Genomic DNA, 12,412 nt, shown 5'->3' with positions numbered 1-12,412 from the left:
CTCAAACCTGGTTCCGGAAGAAGAGTCCGCGCAGGACCCAGAGAATGCCGATGACCACTCCGCCGATGGCGGCGAAGGTGCCGACGGCGTCCGAGTGGAGGATCGCCAGAATCGCCACGGCTCCGCCGTAGACGACGGTCAAGGCGAGGATGATTCGTGCGCTGAGGGACGGCATGGCCGACACTGTGCCATGCCGAGTCGACAGCCGGCGCCCCGGCCTGATCGTCGGGCGCGCGGATTCCTTGGCCAGATCTCGGAGCAGAATTCGCAGGGTGTCGTCGACCTGACTGACTTCGCTCACTTCGTCGATCCGCCGATCATCAGACCTTCCAACTCGGGCGCGATCTCACGCAGCCGGGCCAGTGCCTTGGAAGTCTGCGACTTGACCGTGCCGACGCTCACGCCGAGGGCGTCCGCCGCCTCCACCTCGCTGCGGTCCTCGAAGAACCGCAGGACGAGGACCGCACGCTGCTTGGCGGTCAGCCGCAACAGCGCCGCCCGCAGGGTGATCCGCAACGTGATCTGCCCAGAGTCCTCAGCGAGCCGGCTGCGCTGACGATCCGGCAACTCCCCCGGCAGCACCTCGGCCACGCGGCGCCGCCGCCACCAGCTCACCTGCAGGTGATACATCACCTTCCGGGTGTACGCCTCGGCGTTGCCGCTGTCGTTGAGCCGGTTCCACGAGCCGTGCGTACGCGCCAAGGCGGTCTGCACGAGGTCCTCAGCGAGGTGCTGATCCCCGGTGAGCAAGTACGCCGCCCGCAGCAGCGCAGGCTTGCGCGCGCGAACGAAGGCATCGAACTCGTCAACATGCTCGGCCTGCTCGGGCCGGACGGCGGTCAACTGTCCCACGGCGATCAACCCCCTTCAGGGTGCTGGTGTCTCCATGGTGAGAGACGTCCGACACGCTGTCGAGGTTGCCGTCTCGTACGGGGGAAATCCTTCCCTTAAGGGTGGGGCTAGCCCGACAGAGAACTCTCCAGGCCACCGGATTCGGAAAAGAGGCAAAATCTTCGAGCCTTGATCCATGGCGAATTACGCGACGTATCCCGAGGTCTACCGACGCCCGACAGCCACATTTGTCGATGTAATCGGCAACGGCAAGGCCGCTCTGCTGACCCTCGCGGCGTCGGCGATCTCGATGCTGGTGCTGATCTTCGCGTACACCGAAGAGGTGAATCCCTTCGCTACACCGGCCAGCCTCTACGTCTACGCCGGAGCCAAGGCGGCCACGCTGTTCACCGGCGCGGTGTTCGCCCTCGCCTTCGCCGGAGCCGCCGTCGCGACGGGCCTCGGCCGGATCGGCGTACGCCTGCGGGGAGCACCCGCCACACTGCTGAGCGCTTGGATCACCTCGGTGGTCCTCGTGGCCCTCTTCCCCACCGACCCCGGTGCGGCGGTCACCTCGACGTCCGGCTGGATCCACCGCGTGGCGGCCGTCGGCGTACTGGGCATCCTGCCGATCGCCGGGCTCTTCCTGGCGACGCGTATGCGTACCGAATCAACCCGAACGGCGGCGATGGTTCGATCGCTTTCGGTGGCGGGCTGCGTACTCATGATCGGGTGCCTGGCAAGCCGTCTGCCGGACATGGCACCGAGTTGGACCGTCGCGCAGTTCCTTCAGCAGTACCCGATCGACGGGCTGCTCCAGCGGATGCTGTTCGGAGTGGAGATCGCCCTCCTCGCCGTCCCGGCCGCGATGATCGCCCGCACGGACGCCACCGTGCCGCAGCCGGCTCGTTCGGCAGACCTCCAGGCAGTTCGCGCCTGACGCGTTAACAGAGAAATGGGGCCTCACGCCGAGGCCCCATTTTTCTTTCACGAGAATCGCAGACCACTAAGGATCAGCGGGATGGTGAGGAGTGGAGCCTAGGAGAATCGAACTCCTAACCCCCGCCTTGCAAAGGCGGTGCTCTGCCAATTGAGCTAAGGCCCCGACGCTGTGACCATTTCTACCACAGCGGTTTGGGTCAGCCCCAGGCTAGCGAGCGTCCGTGGCGGTGATCGCCTCGTGCCAGACCGCCCGATCGTGGTTCGCGTCCTTGACCTTCTTCGCGACGATGGCCGCGGCACCGATGACACCGGCGATGATCAGAAGCTTCTTCCACATGATGCACACCTTTGTGCTCGTCGAGACGGCGCTCGTGCCATGGGGGTGAAGGGTGGGGCTAGCTGGAATCGAACCAGCGACCTCAGAGTTATCAGCTCTGCGCTCTAACCGACTGAGCTATAGCCCCTCAGCGACAACGAACCTTACCGCACGATCTGGGTCCGGCCCAAATCGGTATCGGTGTGGCGCGGCCGGGTGGTCATGGATGCCACCCGGCCGCGTTCGTGCGTTCGTCAGTCGCGCTCGGCGAGCGTCACCTCAATGCCGCCGACGAGGTCGGAGCAGACGTTGTAGATGAACGCGCCGAGCGTGGCCAGCGCGGTGAACAGCACCACGTTGACCGCGCCGATCAGGGCCGCGGTGCCGATGACGCCGCCCGCCGTGATCTTGAACTCGGCCGCGCCGGTGCCGCCGCCGCTGGAGCTGGCCAGCTCTCCGATGCTGCTGTTGATGGAGTCGAAGACGCCCATCGCGTTCAGCGCCAGGTAGAGCACGGACGTCGCGACGATCACGACGAGGAAGAGCACAAGCGACACGGCGAACGAGAACTTCATAACGGACCACGGGTCGATCCGCTTGATCGCCAGACGTGCGCGCCGCGGGCCGCGGGAGGCGGCGGCGCTCACGTTCGATCGGGCCGCGCGGACGGCCTCGGTCACCCGGGCCGCGCCCAACTGCCCGGCCGCCTGGACCGATTTCAGCGGGGTACGCCCGACGGTCGCCGCACCGCGGGGCGGTGCCCCGGCCGGCGGACGTTCCGCGGGCGGAGTCATCCCCGGCGGGCGGGTGAAACTCGTCGTGCTGCTGCCTGTGGTCTCGGGCTTGGGCGCCTCCGCCGACGGGGACCGCCCAGCGGCGGCGTCCGGAGAGGCCGCTGGAGTTTCCTCACCGGCTGGCGTGATGCTGTCTGCGGGGACTGTCGCGCGACCGACGGCCGTCCGGCCCGCCGAGGCGTTGGCCTCCGCGTCACCGTCATCGACCGGATTCGCCGAGGCCCCCGCGGCACCCGACATCGCCTGTGTCTCCGTCATCCATTAGTCCTGTTCGTCCGGTTCGTCGGCATTGCGTGCAATCGCGACGATGGTTACGCCCTCTGGGAGGTCCATGAGCTTCACACCCATTGTGTTCCGATCGCGCGTCCGCCGTACAGGCTTCACCGGAGTTCGTATAACTCCGCCGTTGCTTGTGATGGCGAAGAGTTCATCGTCCGGGCTGATAACGACCGCGCCGACCAGTCCGCCACGGCGCTCGGTGATCTTAGCGGTGAGAACTCCCTTTCCGCCGCGACCCTGTACAGGATATTCGTCGATCGGGGTCCGTTTGGCGTAACCGCCATTCGTGGCGACCAGAACGTCGAATTCCATGCCCTCGCGAACGACCTCCATGGCCAGCAGCTCGTCGCCGTCGCCGAAGCGCATCCCGATCACGCCGGACGTGGCCCGGCCCATCGGGCGCAGCGTCTCGTCGGTCGCCTTGAACCGGATCGCCTGGGCCTGCTTGCTGACGAGCAGCAGGTCGTCCTCGGAGCCGCCCAGGGCCGCGCCGACGAGTTCGTCGTCGTCCTTCAGGTTGATCGCGATGATGCCGCCGGACCGGTTCGAGTCGAACTCGGTCAGCGCCGTCTTCTTGACCAGACCGTTCTTCGTCGCGAGCACCAGGTACGGCGCCACGCCGTAGTTCTGGATCTCGATGACCTGGGCTATCTGCTCCTCGGGCTGGAACGCCAGGAGGTTGGCGACGTGCTGGCCCTTGGCGGTCCGCGACGCCTCCGGCAGCTCGTACGCCTTGGCCCGGTAGACCCGGCCCTTGTTCGTGAAGAACAGGATCCAGTCGTGAGTGGAGCACACGAAGAAGTGGCTGACGATGTCGTCCTGCCGCAGCGTCGCCCCCGACACGCCCTTGCCGCCACGCTTCTGCGAACGATAGAGGTCGACCTTGGTCCGCTTGGCGTACCCGGTGCGGGTGATGGTGACGACGACGTCCTCGCGGGCGATGAGGTCCTCCATGGAGACCTCGCCGTCGAACGGGATGATCTTCGTGCGGCGCTCGTCGCCCCACTTGTTGACGATCTCGGTCAGCTCGTCGGAGACGATCTTCCGCTGCCGCTCGGGCTTGGCGAGGATGTCCTTGAGGTCGGCGATCTCGATCTCGATCTTGGCCAACTCGTCGATGATCTTCTGGCGCTCGAGAGCGGCCAGACGACGCAGCTGCATGTCCAGGATCGCGGTGGCCTGGATCTCGTCGATGTCCAGCAGCGCCATGAGGCCGGTGCGGGCCTCCTCCACCGTGGGCGACCGCCGGATCAGGGCGATGACCTCGTCGAGCTGGTCCAGCGCCTTGACCAGACCGCGCAAGATGTGCGCGCGCTCCTCCGCCTTGCGCAGGCGGAAGGCGGTACGCCGCTGGATGACCTCGATCTGGTGCGCCACGTAGTAGCGCACGAACTGGGCCAGGTTGAGCGTCCGCGGCACGCCGTCGACGAGCGCCAGCATGTTGGCGCCGAACGTCTCCTGCAGCTGCGTGTGCTTGTAGAGGTTGTTCAGGACGACCTTGGCGACGGCGTCCCGCTTGAGCACGACGATCAGCCGCAGACCGGTACGCCCGGAGGACTCGTCGCGGATGTCGGAGATGCCGGCGAGCTTGCCCTCCTTGATCAGATCGGCCATGCGCTCGGCGAGGTTGTCCGGGTTGACCTGGTAGGGCAGCTCGGTCACGACGAGGCAGGTACGCCCGCGCTTGTCCTCCTCGACCTCCACCACCGCGCGCATCCGGATCGAGCCGCGCCCGGTCCGGTACGCCTCCTCGATGGTGGAGACGCCGACGATGAGTCCGTGGGTCGGGAAGTCCGGGCCCTTGACGATCTTGATCAGCTCGTCGAGCGTGGTGGCCTCATCGACCTCCGGGTTCGCCAGGCACCACTGGACGGCCGCGGCGATCTCCCGCAGGTTGTGCGGCGGGATCTTGGTCGCCATACCGACCGCGATGCCCTCGGAGCCGTTCACCAGCAGGTTCGGGAACCGGGCCGGCAGGATCGTGGGCTCGGTGGTGCGGTTGTCATAATTCGGGACCATGTCGACGGTGTCCTCGTCGATGTCCCGGAGCAGCTCCATGGCCAGCGGGAAGAGGCGCGCCTCGGTGTACCGCATGGCGGCCGCCGGGTCGTTGCCCGGGGAGCCGAAGTTGCCGTTGCCGTCGATCAGCGGGTAGCGCAGCGACCAGGGCTGGCCCATCCGGACCAGGGTGTCGTAGATCGCGCTGTCGCCATGCGGGTGGAACTGACCCATCACGTCGCCGACGACCCGGGAGCACTTCACGTAGCCCCGGTCCGGGCGGTAGCCCGAGTCGTACATCGCGTACAGGATCTTGCGGTGCACCGGCTTGAGGCCGTCCCGGACGTCCGGCAGCGCCCGGCTCATGATCACGCTCATCGCGTAATCGAGGAAGGAGCGCTGCATCTCCACCTCGAGCCCGACGGGCTCGATGCGGTTCCGCTCCGTCGCCTCTTCGGCGTTCTCTTCGGCGTTCTCGTCGAACGGAGTCTCAGTCACTTCTGTGGTGTCCTTGCGTAGTCAGCCTGCGAGGTCGGGGGTGGGGGTCAGATGTCCAGGAACCGCACGTCCTTGGCGTTGCGCTGAATGAACGAGCGCCGCGCCTCCACGTCCTCGCCCATCAGGACGCTGAAAAGCTCGTCCGCTGTTGCCGCGTCGTCGAGAGTGACGTGGCGGAGCGTACGCGTGGCGGGGTTCATCGTGGTCTCCCACAGCTCCGGGTAGTTCATCTCACCCAGACCCTTGAACCGCTGGATGTCGTCGGGCTTGGCGTTCGCCCGCTTCTCCTGGCGCAGCGCGATCAGTCCGTCGCGCTCACGGTCGGAGTACGCGTACTGCGCGTCGTCGCCCTTCTTGTTCCACTTGATCTTGTAGAGCGGCGGGGACGCCAGGTAGACGTGGCCCAGCTCGACCAGCGGCCGCATGAACCGGAACAACAGGGTCAGCAGCAGGGTCTGGATGTGCTGGCCGTCGACGTCGGCGTCGGCCATCAGCACGATCTTGTGGTAGCGCAGCTTCTCGATGTCGAAGTCGTCGTGGATGCCCGTGCCGAGCGCGGTGATCAGCGCCTGGACCTCGTTGTTCTTGAGCACCCGGTCGATGCGGGCCTTCTCGACGTTCAGGATCTTGCCGCGGATCGGCAGAATGGCCTGGATCTTCGGGTCGCGGCCCTGCTTCGCCGAGCCGCCGGCCGAGTCGCCCTCGACGATGAACAGCTCGCACTCACGGGGGTCGGTGGACTGGCAGTCGGCCAGCTTGCCCGGCATCGAGCCGGACTCCAACAGCGACTTGCGCCGGGCCAGCTTGCGCGCCTGGGCGGCGGCGACACGGGCACGGGCGGCCTGGGAGGCCTTCGTGATGACGACCTTCGCCTCGGCGGGGTTGCGCTCCAGCCAGTCGGCCAGCCGGTCGTTGCAGACCTTCTGCACGAAGCTCTTGATCTCGGTGTTGCCCAGCTTGGTCTTGGTCTGACCCTCGAACTGCGGGTTGGCGACCTTCACCGACACGATGGCGGTCAGACCTTCCCGGATGTCCTCACCGGAGAGCTTGTCGTCACCCTTGAGCAGTTTCTTGTCGATGCCGTACTTGTTGATGACGGTCGTCAGCGCGGCCCGGAAGCCTTCCTCGTGCGTACCGCCCTCATGGGTGTTGATCATGTTGGCGAAGGTGTAGACCGACTCGCCATAGGACTCGTTCCACTGCATCGCGACCTCGACGGCGTGCCCGTCACCGTCGGCGTTGAACTCGACGACCGACTTGTGGATCGGCGTCTTGGTCGCGTTGAGGTGCCGGACGAAGTCGGCGATGCCTCCCTTGTAGAGGAAGGTGACCTCGGTCGGCTCGGCGTCCTCCTTGCGCTCGTCGCGCAGGCTGATCTTCAGGCCGCGGTTCAGGAACGCGCGCTCCTGAAGCCGGCGGTAGATCGTCTCGAACGAGAACTCGGTGGTCTCGAAGATGTCGCCGTCCGGCCAGAAGGTGACAGCCGAACCCGAGTCGGTGGCCTTCTCACCCTTCTCCAGCGGACCCGCCTTGGCGCGGACGAACTCCTGCCGCCAGACGAACCCCTGCTGGCGGATCTCCAGCATCACCCGGGTCGACAGGGCGTTCACGACGGCCGCACCCACACCGTGCAGACCGCCGGAGACCGCGTAGGCCTTCCCGTCGAACTTGCCGCCCGCGTGCAGCTGGGTGAAGGCGACCTCGGTGCCGGGGATCTTCATCTTGGGGTGGATGTCGACCGGGAGGCCACGCCCGTTGTCGGTGACCTTCACTCCCCCGTCGGCGAGGAGCACCACGTCAATGGTGTCGGCGTAGCCCGCCAACGCCTCGTCGACCGCGTTGTCGACGATCTCCCAGACCAGGTGGTGCAGGCCCCGCTCACCGGTGGAACCGATGTACATGCCGGGGCGTTTGCGCACCGCTTCGAGACCCTCGAGAACAGTGAGTGATGCGGCGTTGTAATCCTGCTTGTTAGACGCGGCCACGCTCGTCCTTCCGTTAATGCCTTGTCGGCAGCCGTGCCTGGCTAAGCGTGCCCAGCCGAGCTCGAGCGACTGCCACCGCAATCCTACTGGGTGACACCGACATCCTGCGTACGCGGCACCCGCCGAGTCGCATCTGAATGGCTCCGATGGGGTACCTGACGGCCCCGTAGCGGCCCGAACACGCCCGTCCGCAACTCCCCCCACGCGGGTGCCGTCAAACCGACCGCGTCCGGTCGCCCTGTCCGGCACCGGACAGCCGCCCGAATCACAGACCCCGTGCGGGATAGCGGAGTGTCGGCGCGATGCCGTAGGTTGCCCGCGTGTCTGTGATGCCTTGCCGACGGCAAGCGGTCGGCGATCACGTCCGACGCAGGTACCTCTGGCCGGACAACCACACCGAAGGGGACTGACGATGGGGCTGGACAACGTCGCCGTGCAGTGGCCGGCGACCGGCCGCTTCTACGACCCGGTCGCCCCGGCCGAGTTCGTCGACTTCGCGGGCATCGCGGAAAAGCCTACGACCGAGGCCCCGACCGCGGCCCTGGCCGGGCACATCGCCCGCACCGGCACCGTCCGGGCCACGGCGTACACGGAGCTGCTCGACCTGCTCCTCGGGCTCGAAGGCGTGCTCTACGCCACCGACGCGGCGGCCGAGGACGAAGACCCGGTGATCGACCCGGACACCTGCGCCTGGATCGCGGGCGGCCTGGAGAAGTTCGTCACCGGCCACGCCAGTCTGGGCGTCACCGTCACCTTCGACACCGTCGCCGACGTGCTGAGAACAGCGCTCGCTGAGGGGCGGCTGGCCGAACAGCAGCTCAAATGGCTCGAAGGACGGCTGGACGCGCTGCGCGACGACGACGGCGGAGCGCCGCAGTGGAGCTTCCCGCTCTCCGAGCTGGCCGTGCTGGCCAGCTTCTACCGGCGCTGCGCCGACCGCGGCTTCGCCGTCTACGCAGAGTTCTGACCGGCGCGGCGGCTCAGCCGTAGGTGTCGCCCGGCCCCTGTCCGCGTACCCGTCGGGGGCCTTTGGACCAGGACGGCGCGGCCGGGCCGTGGATGCGGACCCGGACCACGACGTTGTTGCCCACCTCGGCCGCGATCCGCTTGATGATCGTCGGGGCGACCGCGCGGAGCTGGGTGGCCCAGGCGGTGGACTCCGCCTCGACGGTCAGCTCCTTCTCCTCGAGCTTGACCGGGCGGCAGCGGGCCGCGATCTCCGGGCCGACCACCTTCTCCCACGCGCCGAAGACCGTCGCCTCGGCGGCGGGCTTCTGCCAGCCGCGGGCCTTGATCAGCCGGGCCAGCACGTCGCCGAACTTCGCCGGGTCGCGCGGATCGGGCCCGGGTCCGCTGTAGCCGCGCGGCCGGTACTCCTCCGGCGACTTGCGCGGCTGGGTCGCGCGCGCGGCGCGCTTGACCTTCGCCGCGTCCAGCACGGCCCGCGCCAACTCCGGACCCTTGAGTTCTTCGTCACTCACGGTGCACCTCTCCCGGTGTGACGGTGAAACGGACACCCGCCAGTTCGTCTGGCACGTCGGCCGCGACGGCGCACGTCACGATCACCTGGGCCGCGTCGCCGACCAGCGCGGCCAGCCGCTGGCGCCGCCCACTGTCCAGTTCCGCGAAGACGTCGTCCAGCGCCAGGACCGGCTCCAGACCGTCCGCTCTCAACAACTCGTACGCCGCCAGCCGCAACGCCAAGGCGAAGGACCACGATTCACCGTGACTCGCATAACCCTTCACGGGAAGCTGACCCAGGGACAGGGCGAGTTCGTCCCGATGCGGGCCGACCAGCGTCATCCCCCGGTCGACCTCGGACTGACGAGCCGCCTGAAGCGCCGAGAGCACTGCTTCCGGAGTCGGCTCGGCGACCGTGCTCTGATACACCGCGGTGGCGGCCCCCGGCATCGCACCGCCGCCCGACACCGCGTCGTACGCCTTCGCCAGATGCGGCGCCAGCGCGTCGACCAGCGCCAGCCGGGCGCCGAGCAGCGTGGCGCCGTGCTGAGCGAGATGCTGGTTCCAGACGTCGAGGGTGGACAGGTCGCCGGCTGTCCGATTCACCCGGCGCGTCAGATAGGAGGTACGCAGCAGCGCGTTGCGCTGCTTGAGCACCCGCTCGTAGTCGGAGCGGACCGCCGCCATCCGAGGCTGCCGGAGCACCAGCAGCTCGTCCAGATACTTGCGCCGCTCAGCCGGGTCGCCCCGGACCAGCGAGAGATCCTCGGGGGCGAACAGGACGAGGCGCAGCGCGCCGAGGACGTCCCGCGCCCGGCGTACGGGAGACCGGCCTAGCCGCGCCCGATTGGCCTTGCCCGGCACGATCTCCAGTTCGACGAGCAGCTCGCGGCCCTCGTGCACGATCGCGCAGCGGATCACGCCGGTGCCCGCACCTGCCCGAACCATCGGTGCGTCGTTCGCGACTCGGTGGCTGGAGAGCGTGGCAACGTAACCCATCGCCTCGACGAGGTTGGTCTTGCCGACACCGTTCGGGCCGACGAGCACGTTCGGCCCCGGCTGGAGGTCGACCGCCACCCGCGCGTACGAGCGGATGTCGACGAGCTCCAGCCGGCGAACGTACATGCTGGCTAGCTCTTGGTGACGGCGTGCCCGCCGAACTGGTTGCGCAGCGCCGCGATCGCCTTCATCGCCGGCGAGTCGTCCTGCCGCGAGGCGAACCGGGCGAACAGCGAAGCGGCGATGACGTGCATCGGCACCGCGAGACGGATGGCCTCCTCGACCGTCCAGCGACCTTCGCCGGTGTCCTCGGCGTAGCCCTTCAGCTCGTCCAGGTGCGGATCGGCGGTCAGCGCGTTGTCCATCAGGTCCAGCAGCCAGGAGCGGACGACGGTGCCTTCCCGCCACGACCGGAACACGCCGGGCACGTTCTGCACCAGCTCCGACTTCTCCAGCAGCTCGAAGCCCTCGGCGTACGCGTGCATGAGGCCGTATTCGATGCCGTTGTGCACCATCTTGGCGTAGTGACCGGCGCCGACCGGGCCGGCGTGCACGAAGCCGAACTCGCCGGCCGGCTTCAGCGACTCGAAGATCGGCATGAGCCGGGCGACGTCGGCGTCGGAACCGCCGACCATGAGTGCGTAGCCGTTCTGCTTGCCCCAGACGCCGCCGGAGACCCCGGCGTCGATGTAGCCGATGCCGGACTCGGCGAGCTTCTCGGCCCGGGGACCGTCGTCGGAGAACCGGGAGTTCCCACCGTCGATGACGATGTCGCCCTCGCCCAACAGCGCGCCCAGGGCGTCGATGGTGGCCTCGGTGACACCGGCGGGCACCATCACCCAGATCGCGCGCGGCGCCTGCAACTTGCCGACCAGCTCTTCCAGGCTCGCCGCGTCCGACAGGTCGGGGTTGCGGTCGAAGCCGACGACCTCATGGCCGGCCTCGCGCAGGCGGTCCCGCATGTTGCCGCCCATCTTGCCGAGGCCGATGAGTCCGAGTTGCATGGTCACTCCACTCAGGTGTGCTTGCCTAGTTCGAGACGGGCGCCGGACGCGGCGATCTTCGGCGCGCGGCCCGCCCCCCTGAAGGTTCAGGCTAGCGCCCGACCCGAATCGGCATGATCAGATAGCGGTAACCCGGCACAACCTCACCGTCGTCGCCAGCCGGCATGAGCACCGCGGGCTTGAACGCGTCGGTGAACCCGAAGACGGCGGTCGCCGCGCCGAGCGCGCCCAGCCCGTCGATGAGGTACTGCGGGTTGAACGCGATCGTGAACGGCTCACCGGTGAAGGTGGCCTCCATCGCCTCGCTCGCCCGCGCCTCCTCGGTACCGCCCGCCTCGACGACGAGCCCCTCCTCGGTGAACGACAGCCGGATCGGGGTGGCCTTCTCGGCGACCAGCGACACCCGCTTGACGACCTCGACGAGGGCGCTCACCGGCACCCGCGCCTCGGCGTTGAACGACGCCGGGAACAGCGACCGCACCGGCGGGTAGGACTGACCGTCGAGCAGGCGGCTCGTGGTCTTGCGGGTGCCCCCGGCGAAACCGATCATGCCCTCGCCCGCACCGGCGGTCGCGAGTGCCACCGTCACGCTGCCGCCCAGCGGGCCGAGCGTCTTGGCGGTGTCGGCCAGCGTCCGGGCCGGCACGAGAGCGGTGGTCTCAACGTCGTCGGCGGCCGGCTCCCAGCTGATCTCGCGGACGGCGAGCCGGTACCGGTCGGTGGCGAGCAGCGCGATCGTCGAGCCGGACAGCTCCAGGCGTACGCCGGTCATCATGGGCAGCGTCTCGTCCCGGCCGGCCGCGATGGCGACCTGGGCGACGGCGGCGGCGAACGTGGCGGCGTCGACGGTGCCGGCGCTCTGCGGCAGCTCGGGCAGCGTCGGGTAGTCCTCGACCGGCATCGTCGGCAGCGTGAACCGCGCGCTGCCGCAGACGAGTTCGAGGTGCGAGCCGACGGCGGCGATCTCCACCGGCTTGGCCGGGAGCGCCTTGGTGATCTCGGCGAGCAGCCGGCCGGAGACCAGCGCCGCGCCGTCGGCGTCCGCCTGCACCTCGACGTCGACCTGGCTCGACACCTCGTAGTCGAAGCCGGAGACGTGCAGGCGGCCGTCGGCTACGCGCAGCATCACACCCGCGAGGACCGGCACCGACGGCCGGCTGGGCAGGCTCTTTGCGGTCCACGCAACGGCGTCGGCAAGCGCGTCGCGCTCAACACGGAACTTCATGCGAGGCCTCCGGGGATCTCTTGTCAGGGCGTCGGGTCGGCGAGAGCTTCTTACGGACTATCGACCCTAACGACGAGGTG

Annotated in this window: 12 protein-coding genes and 2 tRNA genes; 2 read left to right on the top strand and 12 right to left on the bottom strand. The window is 68.2% G+C overall.

The genetic code is table 11. The features are described 5' to 3' along the window. Position 1 precedes the first annotated feature (1 nt). Positions 2 to 301 carry a hypothetical protein gene (locus HDA40_RS22935; protein WP_253759225.1) on the bottom strand — a complete coding sequence of 100 codons (300 nt, stop codon included), beginning with the start codon at positions 299 to 301 and terminating at the stop codon, positions 2 to 4. Next, the gene (locus HDA40_RS22930) at positions 298 to 852 is read right to left on the bottom strand and encodes a SigE family RNA polymerase sigma factor (protein WP_253759223.1); all 555 of its coding nucleotides are present in this window, start codon (positions 850 to 852) and stop codon (positions 298 to 300) included. Before HDA40_RS22930 ends, HDA40_RS22935 begins: the two co-directional genes overlap by 4 nt. 175 nt (positions 853 to 1,027) lie before the next feature. On the opposite strand from HDA40_RS22930, the gene HDA40_RS22925 reads away from it, so the two are divergent. Further along, positions 1,028 to 1,771: a DUF998 domain-containing protein gene (locus tag HDA40_RS22925; protein ID WP_253759221.1), complete on the top strand. Its 744-nt coding sequence runs from the start codon at positions 1,028 to 1,030 to the stop codon at positions 1,769 to 1,771. A gap of 92 nt (positions 1,772 to 1,863) precedes the next feature. Here the strand turns inward: HDA40_RS22925 and HDA40_RS22920 are convergent. The 6 genes from HDA40_RS22920 to gyrB all read right to left on the bottom strand — a co-directional run bounded on the left by HDA40_RS22920 (position 1,864) and on the right by gyrB (position 7,643). Beyond that, positions 1,864 to 1,936: transfer RNA gene (locus HDA40_RS22920), tRNA-Ala, on the bottom strand. A 45-nt stretch (positions 1,937 to 1,981) separates the two neighbouring features. Further along, positions 1,982 to 2,110 (bottom strand): DLW-39 family protein, encoded by a 129-nt coding sequence (locus HDA40_RS22915; protein WP_253759219.1) that lies wholly within the window; start codon positions 2,108 to 2,110, stop codon positions 1,982 to 1,984. Between the two features lie 53 nt (positions 2,111 to 2,163). Next, positions 2,164 to 2,237 (bottom strand) — tRNA-Ile (locus HDA40_RS22910). 106 nt (positions 2,238 to 2,343) lie between these two features. Then, positions 2,344 to 3,141 carry a DUF3566 domain-containing protein gene (locus HDA40_RS22905; RefSeq protein ID WP_253759217.1) on the bottom strand — a complete coding sequence of 266 codons (798 nt, stop codon included), beginning with the start codon at positions 3,139 to 3,141 and terminating at the stop codon, positions 2,344 to 2,346. 3 nt (positions 3,142 to 3,144) lie between these two features. Beyond that, positions 3,145 to 5,658, bottom strand: coding sequence for a DNA gyrase subunit A (gene gyrA / locus HDA40_RS22900; RefSeq protein WP_308197746.1), 2,514 nt, complete (start codon positions 5,656 to 5,658; stop codon positions 3,145 to 3,147). A gap of 47 nt (positions 5,659 to 5,705) precedes the next feature. Then, a complete protein-coding gene (gene gyrB / locus HDA40_RS22895; protein ID WP_253759215.1) occupies positions 5,706 to 7,643 on the bottom strand; it encodes a DNA topoisomerase (ATP-hydrolyzing) subunit B in 1,938 nt (645 codons plus the stop codon). Positions 7,644 to 8,055: 412 nt separating this feature from the next. On the opposite strand from gyrB, the gene HDA40_RS22890 reads away from it, so the two are divergent. Beyond that, on the top strand, positions 8,056 to 8,610 hold the full coding sequence (locus tag HDA40_RS22890; RefSeq protein ID WP_253759213.1) for a hypothetical protein: 555 nt from the start codon (positions 8,056 to 8,058) through the stop codon (positions 8,608 to 8,610). Between the two features lie 13 nt (positions 8,611 to 8,623). Here HDA40_RS22890 and HDA40_RS22885 read toward each other — a convergent pair whose 3' ends face one another. The 4 genes from HDA40_RS22885 to dnaN form a co-directional block, all read right to left on the bottom strand. After that, complete coding sequence (locus HDA40_RS22885; protein WP_253759212.1) at positions 8,624 to 9,124, bottom strand: DciA family protein; 501 nt, start codon at positions 9,122 to 9,124, stop codon at positions 8,624 to 8,626. After that, on the bottom strand, positions 9,117 to 10,229 hold the full coding sequence (recF, locus tag HDA40_RS22880; protein WP_253759210.1) for a DNA replication/repair protein RecF: 1,113 nt from the start codon (positions 10,227 to 10,229) through the stop codon (positions 9,117 to 9,119). The genes HDA40_RS22885 and recF overlap by 8 nt, the downstream gene beginning before the upstream one ends. A gap of 5 nt (positions 10,230 to 10,234) precedes the next feature. After that, positions 10,235 to 11,107, bottom strand: coding sequence for a phosphogluconate dehydrogenase (NAD(+)-dependent, decarboxylating) (gene gnd / locus HDA40_RS22875; RefSeq protein WP_253759208.1), 873 nt, complete (start codon positions 11,105 to 11,107; stop codon positions 10,235 to 10,237). A gap of 91 nt (positions 11,108 to 11,198) precedes the next feature. After that, entirely contained in the window at positions 11,199 to 12,332 is a 1,134-nt protein-coding gene (gene dnaN / locus HDA40_RS22870; RefSeq protein WP_253759205.1) for a DNA polymerase III subunit beta, read from the bottom strand. Positions 12,333 to 12,412 lie beyond the last annotated feature (80 nt).

Source organism: Hamadaea flava (genome assembly GCF_024172085.1).
Lineage (GTDB): Bacteria > Actinomycetota > Actinomycetes > Mycobacteriales > Micromonosporaceae > Hamadaea > Hamadaea flava.
Note: the sequence above shows the minus strand (reverse complement) of the source record. Positions and strands in the feature narration are given on the sequence as shown.

What these genes read in the sequence shown, in the direction of transcription:
- HDA40_RS22925 (WP_253759221.1), top strand. Translation starts at nt 1,028, where the DNA reads ATGGCGAATTACGCGACGTATCCCGAGGTCTACCGACGCCCGACAGCC.
- HDA40_RS22915 (WP_253759219.1), bottom strand. Translation starts at nt 2,110, where the DNA reads ATGTGGAAGAAGCTTCTGATCATCGCCGGTGTCATCGGTGCCGCGGCC.
- HDA40_RS22905 (WP_253759217.1), bottom strand. Translation starts at nt 3,141, where the DNA reads ATGACGGAGACACAGGCGATGTCGGGTGCCGCGGGGGCCTCGGCGAAT.
- HDA40_RS22890 (WP_253759213.1), top strand. Translation starts at nt 8,056, where the DNA reads ATGGGGCTGGACAACGTCGCCGTGCAGTGGCCGGCGACCGGCCGCTTC.
- recF (WP_253759210.1), bottom strand. Translation starts at nt 10,229, where the DNA reads ATGTACGTTCGCCGGCTGGAGCTCGTCGACATCCGCTCGTACGCGCGG.
- gnd (WP_253759208.1), bottom strand. Translation starts at nt 11,107, where the DNA reads ATGCAACTCGGACTCATCGGCCTCGGCAAGATGGGCGGCAACATGCGG.
- dnaN (WP_253759205.1), bottom strand. Translation starts at nt 12,332, where the DNA reads ATGAAGTTCCGTGTTGAGCGCGACGCGCTTGCCGACGCCGTTGCGTGG.